General features: G+C 41.4%; 16 protein-coding genes. All 16 read left to right on the top strand.

Translation table 11 applies throughout. The features are described 5' to 3' along the window. The first annotated feature begins 12 nt into the window (after positions 1-12). The 16 genes from PHV44_00930 to PHV44_00855 all read left to right on the top strand — a co-directional run bounded on the left by PHV44_00930 (position 13) and on the right by PHV44_00855 (position 18018). Entirely contained in the window at positions 13-1209 is a 1197-nt protein-coding gene (locus PHV44_00930; protein ID MDD5591845.1) for a glycosyltransferase, read from the top strand. 57 nt (positions 1210-1266) lie between these two features. After that, on the top strand, positions 1267-2754 hold the full coding sequence (locus tag PHV44_00925) for a radical SAM protein (GenBank protein MDD5591844.1): 1488 nt from the start codon (positions 1267-1269) through the stop codon (positions 2752-2754). A 59-nt stretch (positions 2755-2813) separates the two neighbouring features. Continuing rightward, a complete protein-coding gene (locus tag PHV44_00920; protein ID MDD5591843.1) occupies positions 2814-4637 on the top strand; it encodes a hypothetical protein in 1824 nt (607 codons plus the stop codon). After that, on the top strand, positions 4609-5856 hold the full coding sequence (locus PHV44_00915; protein MDD5591842.1) for an O-antigen ligase family protein: 1248 nt from the start codon (positions 4609-4611) through the stop codon (positions 5854-5856). The genes PHV44_00920 and PHV44_00915 overlap by 29 nt, the downstream gene beginning before the upstream one ends. A 65-nt stretch (positions 5857-5921) precedes the next feature. Beyond that, a complete protein-coding gene (locus tag PHV44_00910) occupies positions 5922-8186 on the top strand; it encodes a spermine synthase (GenBank protein ID MDD5591841.1) in 2265 nt (754 codons plus the stop codon). 77 nt (positions 8187-8263) lie between these two features. Beyond that, positions 8264-9445 carry a phosphoglycerate kinase gene (locus tag PHV44_00905; protein ID MDD5591840.1) on the top strand — a complete coding sequence of 394 codons (1182 nt, stop codon included), beginning with the start codon at positions 8264-8266 and terminating at the stop codon, positions 9443-9445. Between the two features lies 1 nt (position 9446). Continuing rightward, positions 9447-10220, top strand: a complete 774-nt coding sequence (gene tpiA, locus PHV44_00900) for a triose-phosphate isomerase (GenBank protein ID MDD5591839.1) — start codon at positions 9447-9449, stop codon at positions 10218-10220. Next, positions 10217-10600 (top strand): preprotein translocase subunit SecG, encoded by a 384-nt coding sequence (secG, locus tag PHV44_00895; GenBank protein ID MDD5591838.1) that lies wholly within the window; start codon positions 10217-10219, stop codon positions 10598-10600. The genes tpiA and secG overlap by 4 nt, the downstream gene beginning before the upstream one ends. 5 nt (positions 10601-10605) lie before the next feature. After that, the gene (locus tag PHV44_00890) at positions 10606-11757 is read left to right on the top strand and encodes an MFS transporter (GenBank protein MDD5591837.1); all 1152 of its coding nucleotides are present in this window, start codon (positions 10606-10608) and stop codon (positions 11755-11757) included. A gap of 46 nt (positions 11758-11803) precedes the next feature. Beyond that, complete coding sequence (locus PHV44_00885) at positions 11804-12403, top strand: MarC family protein (protein MDD5591836.1); 600 nt, start codon at positions 11804-11806, stop codon at positions 12401-12403. Then, entirely contained in the window at positions 12400-13626 is a 1227-nt protein-coding gene (gene glgC / locus PHV44_00880) for a glucose-1-phosphate adenylyltransferase (protein MDD5591835.1), read from the top strand. Before PHV44_00885 ends, glgC begins: the two co-directional genes overlap by 4 nt. A 37-nt stretch (positions 13627-13663) precedes the next feature. Continuing rightward, complete coding sequence (locus PHV44_00875; GenBank protein ID MDD5591834.1) at positions 13664-14113, top strand: N-acetyltransferase; 450 nt, start codon at positions 13664-13666, stop codon at positions 14111-14113. 116 nt (positions 14114-14229) lie between these two features. After that, entirely contained in the window at positions 14230-15381 is a 1152-nt protein-coding gene (locus PHV44_00870) for an acyl-CoA dehydrogenase family protein (protein ID MDD5591833.1), read from the top strand. 14 nt (positions 15382-15395) lie between these two features. Further along, the gene (locus PHV44_00865; GenBank protein MDD5591832.1) at positions 15396-16175 is read left to right on the top strand and encodes an electron transfer flavoprotein subunit beta/FixA family protein; all 780 of its coding nucleotides are present in this window, start codon (positions 15396-15398) and stop codon (positions 16173-16175) included. Between the two features lie 72 nt (positions 16176-16247). Next, entirely contained in the window at positions 16248-17450 is a 1203-nt protein-coding gene (locus PHV44_00860; protein ID MDD5591831.1) for an FAD-binding protein, read from the top strand. 388 nt (positions 17451-17838) lie between these two features. Continuing rightward, a complete protein-coding gene (locus PHV44_00855; protein MDD5591830.1) occupies positions 17839-18018 on the top strand; it encodes a helix-turn-helix domain-containing protein in 180 nt (59 codons plus the stop codon). Positions 18019-18021: the final 3 nt, after the last annotated feature.

Raw genomic sequence — 18021 nt, 5'->3', positions numbered from 1 at the left:
TAATAGAATAAAATGAAAAGAATAAAAATATTGAGAATTATTGCCAGGCTTAATATCGGCGGCCCCGCTATCAATACGGTTATTCTGACAGAGGGTTTGGATAAAACGAAATTTGATTCTTTACTCGTTTACGGCAGCGTAAGTAAAAATGAGGGTGATATGTCTTATTACGCGTCCCAGAAACATATAAAGCTTATTTTTATCCCCGAATTAAAAAGGGAATTGAGTTTTTTCTGCGATCTGCAGGCATTTAAGAAAATATACAATATTATAAAAATCGAACAGCCCGATATAATTCATACGCATACGGCTAAAGCCGGTACCCTCGGCAGATTAGCCGGGATATCCTATAATTTACTTCATCTTTTAAAAAAGAAACAAATTAAATTTATCCATACCTTTCACGGGCATATCTTTGAAGGGTATTTCAATAAAGTTCAAACCAGGGTATTTATTTTTATCGAACGGTTCTTGGCCGTATTCAGCTCTAGGATTATAACTGTAAGCGATTCCGTTAAAAACGAACTGCTTGCCCTGCACATCTGCAGAAAAGATAAAATTGAAGTTATTCCCTTAGGTCTTGAATTAGACAAATTTTTAGAGATACCCATCAGGGATAATATTGTTTCGAATATTGGTATTGTAGGCAGGCTTGTGCCGATTAAGAATCACCGGTTATTTTTAGAGACAATAGCCCTGGTTATCGCCAGTAATCCTATGACGCAGCTAAAATTCAAGATTATCGGAGACGGAGAATTAAAAAAAGATTTAGAAGCTTACGCGTGCAGGCTTAATGTTAATAGCCGGGTAGCCTTTTTGGGCTGGCAGAGAGATTTAGTAAATGTTTATAACGGCCTTGATATTGTTGTTTTGACTTCTTTAAATGAAGGAACACCCGTATCTTTAATTGAGGCTATGGCTTCGGGGAAGACGGTTGTGGCAACAGATGCTGGCGGAGTCAAAGACTTACTGGGAGATAATGCCCACCTTGCAGATAATTCTAAGGATAATTTTGGGGTTTTGGAAAGGGGCATACTGGTTAAGCTGCCAGATCCCATTACTTTTGCTGCCGCCCTAACGTTTATATCGCAGGATCATGCCTTAAGGCGAGATATAGGTATACGCGCCAGGGATTTCGTAAAAACTAAATTTGCCAGAGAGAGATTAATAAGGGATACGCAAAATTTATACGATAGCCTATTCGCTTAAACTAAGATAAACCTCTCATCCTATATAATTATAGGTTAGCTATAAAGTATCATTAAAATGGCAGATATAATTTTATTCCGGCCCAAGATTTCTAAAGGAGAAGCCAGGTCATTAAGCCCGAGGCTCCCCTTGGGATTATTATTTATCTGCCAGATTTTGCTGAAAAATAATTACAAGGTTAAGATTATAGACGAAGAAACCAATCTTCACTGGCTTGATGATCTAGACAGGGAACTTAATGATTCTACTGTTTGCGTAGGTATCTCATCAATGACGGGTAATCAAATTTTAGGAGGGCTAAGATTTGCCAAAATTATCAAGGGTAGATCTGGCATACCGATAGTCTGGGGAGGCCTGCATGCAAGCATACTTCCGGAAGAAACAGTCAGGGATGACCTGGTTGATATTGTAGTCAGAGGCGAGGGAGAGGAATCTTTTTTAAAGATAGTCACCGCTTTAAGGCGCGGTAGCACTCTTTCAGATATCCCGAATGTCTGGTGGAAAGAAAACGGCAAAATCTATTCTAATCCGAAGGATCGGTTCATCGACCTAAATAGTGTTTCTTCGCTACCGTATCATTTATTGGATTGCGAGACATATATTAGAGCTAAACGCAGTTCTCACCCGAATTGTAAACGCATCTTTGACTTGCATACAGATAGAGGTTGTCCCCACAGGTGTGGATTTTGCTATAATATTAACGTCAATCAATGCAAATGGAGAGGCCTTGCAGCTTTCAGCATAGTTGAGCAGATTGAATATCTCGCCAAAAAATTCTCCTTAGACGGCATTAATTTTGTCGGGGACAATTTATTCGTAGATAGAAAAAGGGTTGTTGACATTTGTACTGAGATCATCAGAAGAGGCATCAGGATTGCCTGGCATGCCGATTGCAGAATAGATTATTTTGCCAAATATGAAGATTCCTTCATAGCTTTATTAAAAAAAAGCGGTTGTAATGTTTTAACTTTTGGCATTGAAAGCGGATCACCCAGAATTTTAGACTTAATACACAAAGATATTAAATTGGATGAAGTCTTCAGGGTAAATGAAAAATTAAGAAAATACGGCTTGGGTGTTAGCTATCACTTTATGGCCGGTTTTCCTGAAGAGACTAAAGAAGATTTGCTCCAGACCTATAAGGTTATGTTAAAATTATACGAACAATACCCCAGGGCTAATTTTTTGGGGCCGTCTGTATATACACCATATCCAGGTACGCCTTTATATTATAAGTGTATTGAAATGGGATTTAAAGCCCCCCAGACACTTGAAAGCTGGGCAAGATTTGACTGGGACGAAAAAACATGCTTACCATTCATAGATGCCAAATATGCAAAATGGTTGATGAAAAGCGTTAATGTAGTAAAAAGCACCAATATGGCCAAACGGGTACCGGGTTTACAATGGACGGGATTTTGGTTTAAATTTAGGACAAAAATAATCGTTAAGTTTAATATCATTGGACCGCAACCCGAAGAGTATCTTATCCATTTTGTTAAAATCGCAGTCACCATCGCTAAAAAAATATTGAAAGCAAAATAGGGCTTTTATGTTATAATAATAGACAAAAAGTATAACGCACTGATTTTAAAGCTTAAAGTATGCAATATCTTACACTTTTCCTCATACCCTTTATTCTTAGCCTGGTTCTTACGCCAACGGTGCGCCACATCGCTATTAAAAATGGCCTGGTGGTCCAACCGCGTTCAGACCGCTGGCACAAATATCCTACCGCAATCCTCGGGGGTATAAGCATATATCTTGCTTCTATGATTTCTGCCTTTGCGCTGGGAATTATAAATAAAGATACATTAGGATTATTTATCGGGGCGACCTTCCTGTTTGTTGTGGGGCTACTTGACGATAAATATCATATCAGGCCTTATACTAAGTTATTCCTACAAATTATCGCTGCCTGTATTGCTGTTTTTTTTGGAGCCGCTATAGGATTACCGATAAATGAAATTTTGATTATACCCCTGACCTTGATATGGATAGTGGGGGTTACGAATTCGTTCAATCTTTTAGATAATATTGATGGATTAGCTGCGGGGATAGCCGCCATATCTTCATTAATGATATTCTGCTCTTCGCTGATATTCGGGAGTAATATATTAGGGGTATTTGGCCTGGTTTTAGCTGGTGCAACTCTAGGTTTTTTGCCTTATAATCTGAATCCGGCTAAAATTTTTATGGGCGATTCCGGCAGTATGTTTCTGGGATATTCCCTAGCGTTCATTTCAATAAGCGGGACAACGCGTAACATCTCGCATCTTTTTGCCACAATACTTATTCCGGTATTTATTTTAAGCGTCCCCATCTTCGATACTATATTCGTGATGATTATCAGAAAATTACAGGGGAAAAAGATTTTTGAAGGAGGGACAGACCATACCTCGCACCGTTTGGTCGCCTTGGGGTTATCCCCGAAGAAAACAGTTTTTTTATTATATATTATAAGTATAGCCTTTGGATTAATCGCGCTTTCGTATTCTAAACTGGATATATTTGCTATTTCGATTATAGCCTTTCTGGCTATCGTCATATTGTTATTTTTCGGGGTTTTTCTATCGGAAACATTTTCCTATAACGGTGAATTTATCGATCATAAGAAATGGCAGGAGCTCAAAAACAATAAGACTATTTTGAATAATATATTGTTGTATAAACGCAGGATATTAGAGGTATTGCTGGATTTGGTCTTTATTTGCCTGGCTTATTATTTTGCCTATTTCTTAAGATTCGAAGGGTCATTATTAAGCACTAATCTGCGATTAGTGGAAAAATCCTTGTTGTGGCTGATTTTAATAAAGATATCGGTCTTTTATATCTTTGGCCTGTATCGGGGAGTCTGGAAATATATCAGCATATCTGATTTGATTACGATATTTAAGGCCGTTACCTTAGGGTCTGCCTTCTCCGTTATTATCTTTACCTTCTTATTCCGGTTCCAGGAGTTTTCCCGGGCAGTATTTTTCATAGATTGGCTCTTGTTATTATTCTTAGCCTCCGGATACAGGGTATTGTTCAGAGTCTTGGGCGAATTATTCAGCCATGTGGTGCATAAAGAAGGGAAAAACGTATTAATTTTCGGGGCAGGAGATGCCGGCGAACTGGTCATTAGAGAAATAAAGAGAAATAATGCTTTAAACTATAACCCTATCGGGCTTATTGACGATGACCCTGCTAAGCTCGGTTATAAAATACAGGGGGTGCCCGTTTTAGGAACGAGGGAGCAGATTAAAGAATTGGTAGAAACGGAAAATATCAAAGAAGTTATTATTGCTATTCCCTCGGTAGACGCAGGCGTTTTTTATGACATAGTCAAAATCTGCAAGGGCTGCGGGGTCCATTATAGAAAGATACGGGGGCTTTTGGATAAAGAGGAAATGATAGATGACTTGGGAAAAATCAAGAATAGTTGATATTTGCGATAAAGTAGCCTTATCCTCATTATATGCCATAGCTCTTCTTTTTCCTGTTTCTAAGGCTGCAATTGAGGTATTCAGTACTTTAGCTATTCTATGCTATATAGTCAAAAAAATTACCCAACGCAAAGGTATTTCTGTAACTCCCCTTAATTTAGCCATTCTTACGTATTTAGCTATCTGTTTTATTTCAATTTTTATCAGCTCCAATCCCAAGATAAGCACCAGGACGTTCTTCGGTAAAACTATTCAGGATATATTATTCTTTTTCGTGCTTGTGGATACCCTGAATAACGAAAAAAGACTGAAGAATTTTATTTATATTTTCTTTTTTTCTTCAGCAGTCCTGGGGATCGACGGGATATATCAGAATTTCACCCGCAAGGATTTTATACGCCACCGCCCTACCATCTTTGTAGACAGAATCTATGCAACCTTCCCTACTCCTAACGATTTTGGTTGTTATTTAAACGCTATAATCCCATTTTTAATCACTGTTTTTTTTGCTAGATCCCGCGCTAAAACAGCCAGGTTTTTTCTATCAGGATTATTTGCCCTGCTTTTTATCTGCTTGATATTGACGGTTTCCCGGGGGGCGTGGTTCGGTTTTATGGCCTCGGCACTATTCATCGGCGTCTGGATTTATCCTGTGGGCATATTTCTTTTGCTCCTGGGCCTTTTTATAATTGTAACACAGCCGTTTTACCCTACTTTAATAAAAAACCGCTTGAATAATTTTCTTCTCGTTTTTGATATTACCCTTTTAGGCGATGTCGGCAGTATAGAAAGAAAAATTTTCTGGCAGGCAGGATGGAAGATGTTTATGTACAACCCCTGGATAGGATTAGGGTTAGGGACATTCATGTTTAATTTTAAGAGGTTTGTAGTAGAGAGTTATCAATACGGGCCGTCTTACGCCCACAATTGTTATCTGCAGATACTTTCGGAGATAGGGATAATAGGGCTCGTTTCGTTTTTGGCTATCTTAGTATTATTTTTCTATAATGGGATTAAAACAGTGATTGAACAGCAAAAAACATTTTCCTGGTATATTTTATTGGCCAGCCTTGCTGCGCTACTGGGGTATTCCGTGCAGATGGCCGTAGATACAATTTTTTATTCCCTTGATTTAGGATTATTGTTCTGGATACTGCTCGGCTTAGGGGCTGCGGCAATGAATAATATTAAGCTAGAAACTGACACAAAGATAGGATAACCGTATTGTATGGTAGATAGCGGTTTGATGTGCGGCGAAAAGCCGCATTTTTTATTTAGTAACCTATGAGTTATATACTTACGTTATCTATTATCGTGGTAGGGCTAAGCGGGATAGTAGCGCAGATTACGCTTTTACGGGAATTATTGGTGAGTTTCTATGGTAATGAGCTGACCTTAGGGGTGATCTTAGCCAATTGGGTTATTTCTGAAGCAGCCGGCGTTTATATTATCGGAGGATTTATTGACAGGGCTAAAAATAAAATAAATGTATTTATCATCCTGCAGATAGCCTTTGCCTCTATGCTGGGGTTATCCGTGTATTTATCACGCACCTTAAAGCCGATATTGGGAATTCCTTTTGGGGAAGCGATAGGGTTACCTATGATATTTTATTCTTCGTTTTTGATAATGTTGCCCGTAGGTTTTTGCCACGGCGCATTATTCAGTTGCGCTTGTAAGATATATTCTTCGTATATAAAAGAATCAGCTCATTCTATAGGCAAAGCGTATACCTTAGAGACAATCGGCACGATTATCGGTGGCGTAGCTGTTACTTATTTTTTCATACCATATTTTAATTCTTTCCAGACAGTAACTATTATAGCTGTGTTTAATCTTATTCTTTGCCTCCTCTTCTTTAAAAATATCCCAAAAATGTTCAAATATGTTGTCTTATTCTTGATTTTCTTAATGATATATCTATCCTCAAGCGGCGCTTTAAATAAAATACAAGATTACGCTATTAAAAAACAATGGAATACGCAGGATGTTTTGGATTACCGTAATTCTGTTTATGGTAATGTCGTAGTCGTTAAAAAAGAACAGCAGCATACCTTTTTTTATAACGGCCTGCCTATAATCACTACGCCCTACCCGGATATCGCCTTTGTGCAGGATTTCGGAAATATCCCTTTGTTATTCCATCCCCAGCCAAGGGAGGTCCTTATTTTAAGCGCCGGCGCCGGCGGGTTAATAAACGAAATCCGGAAACACCCCGTTATAAAAATTGATTATGCAGAGCTTGACCCGTTGATTATAGATATGCTGAAAAAATATCCCTCTGATTTGACTAAAAGAGAGCTCCAAGATGAAAGGGTAAAGGTAATAAATCAAGACGCCAGGTTCTTTGTTAAGAATACCTTTAATCGCTATGATATTGTGTTGATTGGTTTATCCGGGCCCGCCGATTTATCAACCGGCCGTTTTTTCACCCAGGAGTTTTTCGGGCTGATTAAAAAAAGATTAAATGCCGGAGGAATCCTGGTATTCTGTCTGCCGGGCTCTTTAGCTTATCTAAGCAGCGAATTGCGAGACCTTAATGCCTGCATATTAAACGCCTTAAAAAAAGCATACCCTTATATACGCATTATTCCGGGAGATTATAATATGTTTCTGGCGTCCGATTCCACTGATATCATGGCTATAGATTCTAGAATAATCACGCAAAGAATAAAGCGGGGTAATATTAAAACCGATATGCTGGTACCCGCGTATCTTGATTACAGATTAGATAAGGAACACCTGGAATGGTTTATCCGTTCCTTGATGGGCGCTACCAGAAAAATCAACCGGGATTTTATGCCTTTTGCGGTATTTCAGATTTCAGTCCTTTGGAACAAACAATTTTCTCCGATTTTTGCATATATTCTACAAAGTTTGGGAAATTTAAATTTTAAAGTTATCCTGCTGTTAATTTTTGCGATAACTTTGATGTTATTTTTTATATTTTGCCGTAAGCCTAAATTAAATATTGCTTATAGTATGGCTACTACCGGTTTTTTTGGTATGCTCATAAATCTAACCCTTATATTCACCTTTCAGGTAGTTTACGGTTACCTTTACCATAAGATAGGCCTGCTTACGGGTATATTTATGGCCGGGATTACCCTGGGAAGTATTTTTATGACATCTCACATCGGGAAGATTAAAGATAGCTTGAGCCTATTCATTAAGTTAGAAGCCGCAATAGTTCTATTCTCTTATCTTAGCGCCTGGATAATTACCGGATTTTTTAACTATACGAAATTTTCATTAATGCTATTTATCATCATGTTTTTTATTTCGGGCTTACTCGTGGGCCTTGAGTTTCCGCTGGCTAATAAGATGTATCTAAAAGATAAAACACAGGTAGGTTCTACTTCGGGATTGCTTTATTTTTCTGACCTCATGGGAGGCTGGTTAGCCGGGATTGTCGGCGCAGCCATACTTTTACCTGTCTTAGGTTTATTCGGCGCTTGTATGATAATCATATTCTTAAAATTGAGCAGTTTGCTATTATTAGCAATTTTTTCTAAAAGATTGCCCCCGTTAGATAAGCCGCTATATTAAAATAAAGTTATCTAACGGGGTTGACAAATACGGTTATTTAATATATATTAAATACTCTAAAATTAAGGAGCTGTTATATGAATAAAATGACCTTAAAGGATCTTGACTTAAAAGACAAGGTTGTCCTGGTGCGCGTGGATTTTAACGTGCCGCAGGATGCCGCTTTAAATATTACTGATGATACGCGTATCAAGGCAACGTTACCTACGCTAAAATACATATTGCAGGCAGGCGCCAGGAAGATTATTCTGATGAGCCATTTAGGCAGGCCTGATGGTAAGGTAGTGGCTAAATACAGCCTTAATCCGGCGGCTGTGAGGCTTCAAGAGTTATTAGGTGTGCCTGTGGCTTTCCTGAATGATTGTGTAGGCGATAATATTAAAGAAAGAATTGCACAGGTGCCGGAAAAAGTCGTCCTTTTGGAAAACTTAAGGTTTCACGCTGAAGAGGAAGCAAATGACGCAGGTTTCGCCAAAGAATTAGCGGATTTAGCCGATATCTTTGTCAATGACGCCTTTGGCACGGCCCACCGCGCACACGCCTCTACCGAAGGGGTTACGCACTATCTTAAATCCGCAGCGGGGTTTCTTTTAGAAAAAGAAATCGAGTACCTGGGAAATGCCGTAGCAAAACCGCAAAGGCCTTTTATGGTTATCCTGGGAGGGGCAAAGGTTTCAGATAAGATAGACGTGATTGAAAACCTGCTTCCTAAGGCCGACGCTATTATCATAGGCGGGGGCATGGCTTATACCTTTTTGAAGGCGCAGGGAAAATCTATCGGCAATTCTAAACTGGAGAAGGATAAGCTGGATTTAGCCAGAAATATTTTAGATCAGGCCAAAAATCTCAAAAAAGAAATTTTATTACCCATAGATAACTTAGTGGTAGATAATATTGACCCGCAGGCTAAATCAGAAATTGTAGGCGAGGATATCCCTGAAGGCAAGATTGCGGTAGATATCGGGCCAAAGACAGTAGCATTTTTTAAGGAGAGCCTCAAAGAAGCCGGGACAATAGTTTGGAACGGGCCCTTGGGTATATTCGAGATGGATGCTTTTAGCCATGGAACAGAAGAGATTGCCAAGTTTCTAAGTACCCTTAAAGCCACCACGATTATCGGCGGCGGAGATACTGCTGCGGCTGTGGCTAAGTTTAAACTGGAAGATAAAATGACGCATATTTCCACCGGCGGCGGGGCAAGTTTGGAATTCTTAGAGGGAAAAATTCTACCAGGTATTGCTGCCCTCACGGATAAATAATATGAGAAAAACTATTATTGCCGGAAACTGGAAGATGTATAAAACCATCGTTGAGGCCATAGAACTAGCCAATGGCTTAAAGAGGGCGCTTTTTAAATTAAATGATCAGGGGGTAGATATTGTAATTTGTCCGCCCTATGCTGCCTTAAGCGAAGTTTCCGAAATAATCCTGGATTCTAATATTCACTTGGGCGCCCAAAATATGCATTGGCAGGATGAGGGCGCTTTTACCGGAGAGGTTTCTCCAATAATGCTCAAAGATATAGGATGCAAGTTTGTGATTATCGGCCACTCTGAACGCCGGCAGTATTTCGGCGAAACCAATGAATCCGTAAATAAAAAGATAAAAGCCGCCTTAAAGCATGGCCTTACGCCCATTGTTTGCGTAGGCGAAACCCTTAAAGAAAGGGAAGACGGTAAGACTTTTCAGGTATTGGATGACCATATTCATAACGGCCTTAAAGATATAAGTGATAGCGAGGTGGCAAAAATAGTGATTGCCTATGAGCCGGTTTGGGCCATAGGCACAGGTAGGACTGCCACACCTGCCCAAGCCCAGGAGGCGCAAATTTATATTCGCGGTTTGTTGCGTAAGATGTATAATAAAGAAATTGCCGATGCCCTAAGGATACAATACGGCGGAAGCGTAAAGCCGGAAAACATTACAGAATTGATGCGTCAACCGGATATTGACGGAGCCTTAGTAGGCGGAGCGAGCCTGACCGTGGATAGTTTTGCTGAGATTGTATTGAAAGCAAGCGAGGTGGTGAAATGACATTTTTAATCATTACTATACATGTGGTTGCCTGTACTTTATTAATCACCATCATTTTAATTCAAAGAGGCCGCGGCGGAGGCCTGGCTGAGAGTTTCTCCGGCGTAGAATCCATGTTTGGCACAAAAACCAATGCTTTCTTAAGCCGCACCACCACTGTATTATCCGCTGTATTTTTTGTCACCTGTTTAAGCCTAGCAGTTTTATCCGTAAGGCAGAGCCGGTCTTTAATGCAGGACGCAAAACCAACCGCCCCACCAGCACCGGCAACTGCGGCAGCCCCCGTTAATAATCCTATAGAACAGGCCCAGCAAGAGCTGCCTAAACCGACAGAAAAGTCTGCTACCGCTTCATCCCCCGAAGTTCCAAAAGCTCGATAAATCAAGTGCTGAATAAAAAGCTATTCTGGGCCTTTGTATTAAGCAGCGCTGTTTACTTTACGCAAGGCATAGAAGGCCTTCCCTCCCAGGGTTTATTCTATTATCTGAAAGAAACCCTAAAGTTTAGCCCCGAAAAAATAATGTTCTTAAGCAGCTTTACTATGTTTGCCTGGCTGGTAAAACCGGTAATAGGTTATGTTATAGATAATTTTTTCAATAAGAAGGCCTGGATTCTTATCGCCTTGGCTTTAGATATAATCCTGGTTTTATTTTTGGGGTTAACTCAGTTACCGCTTGTTATCCTTATCGCTATATTAATTATTAATTCTGCTAATGCCGCCTTCCGGGATGTCGCCGTAGACGGGATTATGTGCGTAGAAGGAAAAAAATATAATGCTACAGGCAGGATCCAGAGTATTCAGTGGATATCTATTTCCATAGCAGGGTTACTTACGGGGATATTGGGAGGATATATCGCAGAGAAATGGGGGTATCGCGCGGCATTCTTGTGCCTGGTTCCTGTTTATGTGTTAGTAGGGATCCCCGCGTATTTCTATAAGGAAGATAATGCTTCACAGAATAAGCCATCCACAACACTGCTTCTAGACTTAAAAAAATTATTTTCCCATAAAAAGCTGCTCATTGTAGGGTTATTTATATTTTTATACAGATACTCTCCGTCTTTCGGGACGCCGCTTTTCTTTATACAGAGAGATAGTTTTAAGTGGAGTAAAATATGGATAGGGGGATTGGGGACAATCAGCACGGTTTTTGGGATTGTTGGGTCATTGGTCTATTATAAAATCAGCCAAAAGATTAATATTAAGAAATGGCTATATATATCGGTATTTTTAGGGGCCTTGACTTCTTTAAGCTACCTTTATTATACGCCCGTTACCGCGGTGATTTATGATACGCTCTATAGCCTGATAGGTATGTTTATATTTATCATGGTTATGGACTTTATGGCTAGAAATACCATACCAGGACTAGAGGCCACTTCCTTTGCGCTTTTATGCAGCATAAGTAACCTGGCACTCGTAACAAGTAATTTATCAGGGGCTTTTTTACTGCCTATTCTGGGATTAAAATGGCTCATCGTTTTATCTTCCCTGACTAGTTTCTTATGCCTGTTTTTAATTAAGAAAATAGAATGAGTTTCTTTCTTGCCTTTTAGGCAACTCTTCGGTATAATATAAAATTATGTTAAAGATATTAGAGCCGTATATACTTACCTTTATCCCCATTTTTGTGGCCGTGGATGTTATCGGCACTATCCCGTTATTTATTTCTCTGGTAGAAGGAATCAGTAAACACCAGAAGAAAAGGACGATTACCGAATCCGTAACCACAGCCACGGTATTGGCAATCCTTTTTATGTTTGTCGGTAAATGGGTATTTCGCCTCATCGGTATTAGTATCCCTGATTTTCAGATTGCCGGCGGCGCGCTCCTCTTTGTAATTTCTGTGCGCCTATTGTTACCCGGTGCGCGCAAGATTATTTTATCCGATGGCCATGATAAAGATGCTGGTGTGTTTCCCTTAGGTACACCCTTGATTACCGGGCCGGCAGTCTTAACTACTACCTTAATCATGCTGGATACTTTCGGCGTTGTGCCTACTTTTGTTTCTCTGGTGCTGAATATGCTGATTGTCTGGATCGCCCTGGTAAAGGCAGAATTTTTTATGAAAATTATGGGGCAGGGCGGGACAAGGGCATTTTCTAAGGTGATGTATATCTTACTGGCAGCCATCGGCGTAATGATGGTCAGGCGCGGGTTAACCGGTATCTTATTCAAATGAGGAAACGCGTTTTAACTTTTATCATGGCAGGCGGTAAGGGCGAGCGGCTATTGCCCCTGACCAAAGACCGCACCAAACCCGCAGTGCCTTTTGGCGGGATATACCGGATTATTGATTTTACCCTGAGTAATTGCATCAATTCGGGGCTGCGCAAAATTTATGTCCTCACGCAATATAAGTCCGCATCTTTACAGAGGCACATCCGTTTGGGATGGAATATCCTGCCTTCTGAGTTAGGCCAGTTTATCGAATTATTACCGGCACAACAAAGAGTAGGGGATTCCTGGTATTTAGGCACTGCCGATGCCATTTATCAAAACCTCTATACCCTGGAAATTGATAATCCGGATGAAGTTTTAATCCTGGCCGGAGACCACATCTATAAAATGAATTATTATACCCTGATAGATTTTCATCGTCAGGCTGATGCGGATTTGACCGTCGGGGTGGTAGAGATGGATAAAAATAAAGCCCCGCATTTAGGCGTAGTAGAGGTAGACGCAATAGGCAGGGTGAGCGGTTTTCAGGAGAAGCCGGCAAGGCCCAAGACCATACCCCAGAATCAGGATAAGGTCTATGCCTCTATGGGCATCTATGTTTTTAAACATCCGGTCCTGGAAGAGGAACTGCAGCAGGACGCTAAGAAACACAATTCTACCCATGATTTCGGCAAAGACATCATCCCGCAGATGCTCAAAAAAGGCCTTAAGGTCGTTGCTTTTAATTTTGTTGATGAGAATAAAAAAGAGGCGCAGTATTGGCGGGATATCGGAACTATTGATGCTTATTATGAAGCAAATATGGATTTAGTGCAGGTTGACCCGGTATTTAATCTTTACGATAAAGACTGGTCGATCAGGACCTATCAAGAGCAGTTTCCCCTGGCTAAGACAGTCTTTTCCGGGGATCAGATCACCGGCCGCGTCGGGCTGGTGCTGGATTCACTGATTGCCGGAGGATGCATTGTCAGCGGAGGCAAAGTTCAGCGTTCTATACTTTCTCCGGATGTAAGAATCCACAGCTATTCAGAGGTTTATGATTCTATAATTATGGAAGGCGTCAATGTAGCCAGATACGCCAAGATAAAAAAGGCCATTATTGATAAGGATGTGCATATCCCGCAAGGTATGGTAATCGGCTATGATCTTGAAGAGGATAGAAAAAGGTTTTATGTTACCAAATCGGGCATCGTGGTAGTGGAGAAGGGGGCAGAAATTAAATAGCCGTAAGCCATAAGTTGTAAGCTATAAGCCGAAGAAGATGATTAGAAAAGCAAAGATAAAAGATATAAAACAAATACAGGGTTTGATTAATTTTTTTGCCAAACAGGACCTGATGTTACCGCGCTCGCTTAATGAATTATATGAAAACTTGCGGGATTTCTGGGTAATTGAAGAAGGCGGGAAAATTATCGGTTGTTGTGCTTTACATATCTCCTGGGAGGACCTGGCGGAGATAAAATCCCTGGCCGTAGCCAAACAAAAACAAGGCAAGGGTATAGGCAGGGAATTAATCCTGGCATGTTTAAATGAAGCCAGGGCCTTAGCAGCCAGGAGGATATTTGTGCTTACCTATCAGCCCGGGTATTTTAAGAAATTCGGGTTCAAAAGAGTAAAGAATTCTGCTCTCCCCCATAAAATTTGGGCAGAATGCATTAACTGCTGCAAATTCCCCAATTGCCAGGAAATCGCCCTTCTAAAAACCTTGTAAAATAATTTCAGTATGGTATAATTCTTAAGATTTATTTAAAGGGACAGGTACAAGATTAGTTTCGCACCAGGTGCCCGATTGACTTTGCACCAGGTGTTAATTTTTAGGAGGAAGGGATGGATTACCTGCTAAGTGACGAACAAAAGATGATTCAGGAACTGGCGCGTAAAATCGCCGACGAGAAGATCCGCCCGGTAGCGGCCAAACACGATCAAACCGAAGAATTCCCTTGGGAAATTATCAAGATCATTGCGGATGCGGATTTATTCGGTTTATTTATTCCTGCTGAGTATGGCGGTATGGCTAACAGCGTATTAAACTTGTGTATTGCTACCGAAGAATTATCGCGTGCCTGCGGAGGTATCGCGGTATGCTATGCTGCCTCGGCCTTAGGGACATTTCCGATTGTCTTATTCGGCAATGACGAGCAGAAGAAAAAATACCTGCCGGAGCTGGCAAAAGGCAAAAAAATCGCTGCCTTCGGCATTACTGAACCGGAAGCAGGTTCTGATGCCTCCGGCATTAAGACTACTGCGCGTAAAGACGGGGACCATTATATCTTAAATGGCCTTAAACACTTTATTACTAACGGCGGGGATGCCGATGTCTATACGGTTATTGCCATGACGGATAAGACTAAGGGGGCTCGGGGTGCTTCGGCATTTATAGTAGAAAAGGGCACGCCTGGTTTTACCTTTGGTAAAAAAGAAGAAAAATTAGGCATCCGCGCTTCTTCAACGCGTGAACTTATTTTCACTGATTGCAAAATCCCCAAAGAAAATCTTTTATCCAGAGAAGGCATGGGTTTTATCGTGACTATGAAGACCTTTGATATGTCGCGGCCGGGAGTAGCTGCTCAAGCCTTAGGTATTGCCCAGGGGGCGCTGGATGTGGCGGTAAAATATGCTAAAGAGAGGCAGCAGTTTGGTAAAACCATAGCTAGCTTTCAGGGTATACAATGGATGTTGGCAGATATGGCTACGGAAATTGAAGCTGCCCGGGCCTTAGTTTATTCCTGCGCCAGGGAAATAGATGGCGGGTGTAAAGACGTAGGCAAGGATTCGGCCATGGCCAAGATGTATGCCTCAGACGTAGCCATGAAAGTTACTACTGATGCCGTACAGATACTCGGCGGTTACGGTTATATGAGGGATTATCCCGCGGAAAAATATATGCGCGATGCCAAGATTACCCAAATTTACGAAGGTACAAACCAGATTCAGCGTAACATTATCGCATTGCAGTTAATCAAAGAAATGGCTAAATAAGCTTAAGGCTGAAAATGAATATCATCGTCTGCATCAAACAGGTCCCGGAAACCACCGAAGTAAAAATTAACCCGGAAACGAATACCTTAATCCGCGAAGGGGTAAAGTCCATTATTAATCCCTTTGACATGTATGCTATTGAAGAGGCAGTGCGGCTGAAAGAAAAAACCGGCGGCAAGGTCACGGTGATTACTATGGGTCCTCCGCAGGCAGAAGCGGCCTTAAGAGAAGCGATTTCCATGGGCATAGATGAAGGTATCCTGGTTTGCGACCGCGCCTTTGCCGGAAGCGATACCTGGGCCACCAGTTATACCTTATCCGCTGCCATCAAAAAAATAGGGGGGTTTGATTTAATTATCTGCGGTAAGCAGGCCTCTGACGGCGACACTGCCCAGGTTGGGCCGGGGATATCCACGCATTTAGACATACCCCAGGTTACTTATGTCAAAAAGATAGAAGAGATAAAAGAAAAAACTCTGCGCGTAGAGAGATTAATGGAAGAGGGTTTTGAGATAATTGAAGTACCCCTGCCGGCGCTTTTAACTGTGGTCAAAGAGATAAATGAACCGCGGCTGCCCTCTTTAAAAGGGATGATGCGCGCTAAGCAGGCTAAAATTACCCTCTGGACGCAGAAAGAACTAAATTTAGATCCCCAACAGATCGGATTATGCGGTTCTCCTACGCAAGTAGTGAAGATTTTTACTCCTCCTCAGAGAACCGGTGGCCAGATACTTAAGGGTGAGATTCCTGAGATTGCCGCGCAATTAGTAGAGCTATTGCAGGTCCAGGTATAGCGCTGGGGACAGGTACAATCTTAAATTCGCACCAGGTACCCGATTGAATTTGCACCAGGTGCCAAAAAAGATATGGGTATACAAATAATTATAGAAAAATGCACGGGATGCACGCTTTGCGTTAAGGCTTGCCCTTTTGACGCAATCCGCATAATGGACAAGAAGGCAGTGATTGACTTACATAAATGTAATCTCTGCGGCGCTTGCGTTCCTGCCTGTAAATTTAAGGCAGTGTTTTTAGAAAAAGAGGTTACTGCCTGCGTTTTACCGGATATAAAAGATTATAAAGGGATCTGGGTATTCATCGAACAGAAGAAAGGTAAAGTCCAGTCTGTCTCCTATGAACTCTTAGGCAAGGCCCGGGAATTATCCCAAAAACTTAATTGTCAGGTAAGCGGTATTTTAATCGGCCACAATCTAGATGACCAATTGGATGAGTTGGCTTGGCGCGGGGCGGATAATATTTATCTAATAGAGGCCCCGGAATTAGCTAATTTTCAGGATGAACCTTACACTAATATCTTAGTTGAGTTAGTCAAGAAACATAAGCCCGAGATCGTGCTCTGCGGGGCAACGGCTATCGGCCGTTCTTTAATCTCGCGCGTGGCCGTTAAAATAAAAACAGGCCTGACTGCGGATTGCACGGGCCTGGATATTGACCAGGAAAAGAAAATACTCCTGCAGACCCGGCCGGCATTCGGCGGAAACATCATGGCTACTATCATCAGCCCAAACTACCGGCCGCAGATGGCCACTGTCCGGCATAAGGTAATGCAACCGATGGAGCCGGATAAAAAGAGAAAGGGTAAAATTATCCGGGAAACTTTTGATAATTCTCTCTACGCTTCGCGCGCAAAACTCCTGGATATAGTAGAAGAAGTAGAGGCCCTGATAAATTTATCAGAGGCGGATATTATTGTTTCAGGCGGCCGGGGGATGGGAGGACCGGAGAACTTTAAAATTTTAGAAGAGCTCGCACATGTTTTAGGTGCCGCAGTGGGTGCTTCGCGCGCAGCAGTAGATTCCGGGTGGATGCCTTATTCGCATCAGGTAGGCCAGACCGGAAGAACAGTATCGCCTAAAATTTATATTGCCTGCGGCATCTCCGGCCAGATCCAGCATCTCGTAGGCATGCAGTCCTCAAAAATCATCATCGCCATCAATAAAGATCCCGATGCGCCTATCTTTAAAGTAGCGACCTATGGTATTGTCGGTGACCTCTTCCAAATAGTTCCTGTCTTAACCAAACAATTCCAACAAACCCTCAGGAAATAATTTTCCCATCCATTTAGAGCGGGTCCTGCCTTGCATATTTTTTTATAGCGCTATCGATCTTTTCTCTTACGAGGTAGCGGGTCCTGCCGAGTCATGTTTTCGCAGCACCGCTCGAAATTCCCCAGCGTGGAATTTTCTCGCTTCGGTGAAGCTGCTCGCTCTCACTGGTTTCTAAGAGCAGGTGAACCCTGCCCGCTCGCATCTTCAAGATGCTGCTTAAAACATGCCTCGTCACCCGCTAAACCGTTATTTTAGAAATTCTTCCTATTTTCATACCTTTTAGCACTAAAACTATCCCTTTTGGATATATATGTAAAAGAATGTAAAGATTTTCCTTGACAAATTTTGTTTTTTTCTTTATAATTAAAACAATACTATGAGGCAAGTTATGATGAATAACAGTGCATTAATGACTATTGAAGATTTAGCCGGTTACTTAAAAGTAACCCGCAGGACCATTTATGACTGGCTCAAAAATAATAAGATCCCGGCAGTAAAGCTTGTCGGCCAGTGGCGTTTTAAAAAAGATAAAATTGATGCCTGGTTAGAAACCAAAGTACATTCATAACAA

This window comes from Candidatus Omnitrophota bacterium (assembly GCA_028717245.1).
GTDB lineage: Bacteria > Omnitrophota > Gorgyraeia > Gygaellales > Profunditerraquicolaceae > JAGUYA01.
The sequence above is the reverse complement of the archived record's forward strand: the minus strand, read 5'-3'. Positions and strand labels throughout refer to the sequence as shown.

Bases quoted from the DNA above. Each gene is read 5' to 3' on its own strand.
- PHV44_00930 (MDD5591845.1), top strand. From the start codon at position 13: ATGAAAAGAATAAAAATATTGAGAATTATTGCCAGGCTTAATATCGGC.
- PHV44_00925 (MDD5591844.1), top strand. From the start codon at position 1,267: ATGGCAGATATAATTTTATTCCGGCCCAAGATTTCTAAAGGAGAAGCC.
- PHV44_00920 (MDD5591843.1), top strand. From the start codon at position 2,814: ATGCAATATCTTACACTTTTCCTCATACCCTTTATTCTTAGCCTGGTT.
- PHV44_00915 (MDD5591842.1), top strand. From the start codon at position 4,609: ATGACTTGGGAAAAATCAAGAATAGTTGATATTTGCGATAAAGTAGCC.
- PHV44_00910 (MDD5591841.1), top strand. From the start codon at position 5,922: ATGAGTTATATACTTACGTTATCTATTATCGTGGTAGGGCTAAGCGGG.
- PHV44_00905 (MDD5591840.1), top strand. From the start codon at position 8,264: ATGAATAAAATGACCTTAAAGGATCTTGACTTAAAAGACAAGGTTGTC.
- tpiA (MDD5591839.1), top strand. From the start codon at position 9,447: ATGAGAAAAACTATTATTGCCGGAAACTGGAAGATGTATAAAACCATC.
- secG (MDD5591838.1), top strand. From the start codon at position 10,217: ATGACATTTTTAATCATTACTATACATGTGGTTGCCTGTACTTTATTA.
- PHV44_00885 (MDD5591836.1), top strand. From the start codon at position 11,804: ATGTTAAAGATATTAGAGCCGTATATACTTACCTTTATCCCCATTTTT.
- glgC (MDD5591835.1), top strand. From the start codon at position 12,400: ATGAGGAAACGCGTTTTAACTTTTATCATGGCAGGCGGTAAGGGCGAG.
- PHV44_00875 (MDD5591834.1), top strand. From the start codon at position 13,664: ATGATTAGAAAAGCAAAGATAAAAGATATAAAACAAATACAGGGTTTG.
- PHV44_00870 (MDD5591833.1), top strand. From the start codon at position 14,230: ATGGATTACCTGCTAAGTGACGAACAAAAGATGATTCAGGAACTGGCG.
- PHV44_00865 (MDD5591832.1), top strand. From the start codon at position 15,396: ATGAATATCATCGTCTGCATCAAACAGGTCCCGGAAACCACCGAAGTA.
- PHV44_00860 (MDD5591831.1), top strand. From the start codon at position 16,248: ATGGGTATACAAATAATTATAGAAAAATGCACGGGATGCACGCTTTGC.
- PHV44_00855 (MDD5591830.1), top strand. From the start codon at position 17,839: ATGATGAATAACAGTGCATTAATGACTATTGAAGATTTAGCCGGTTAC.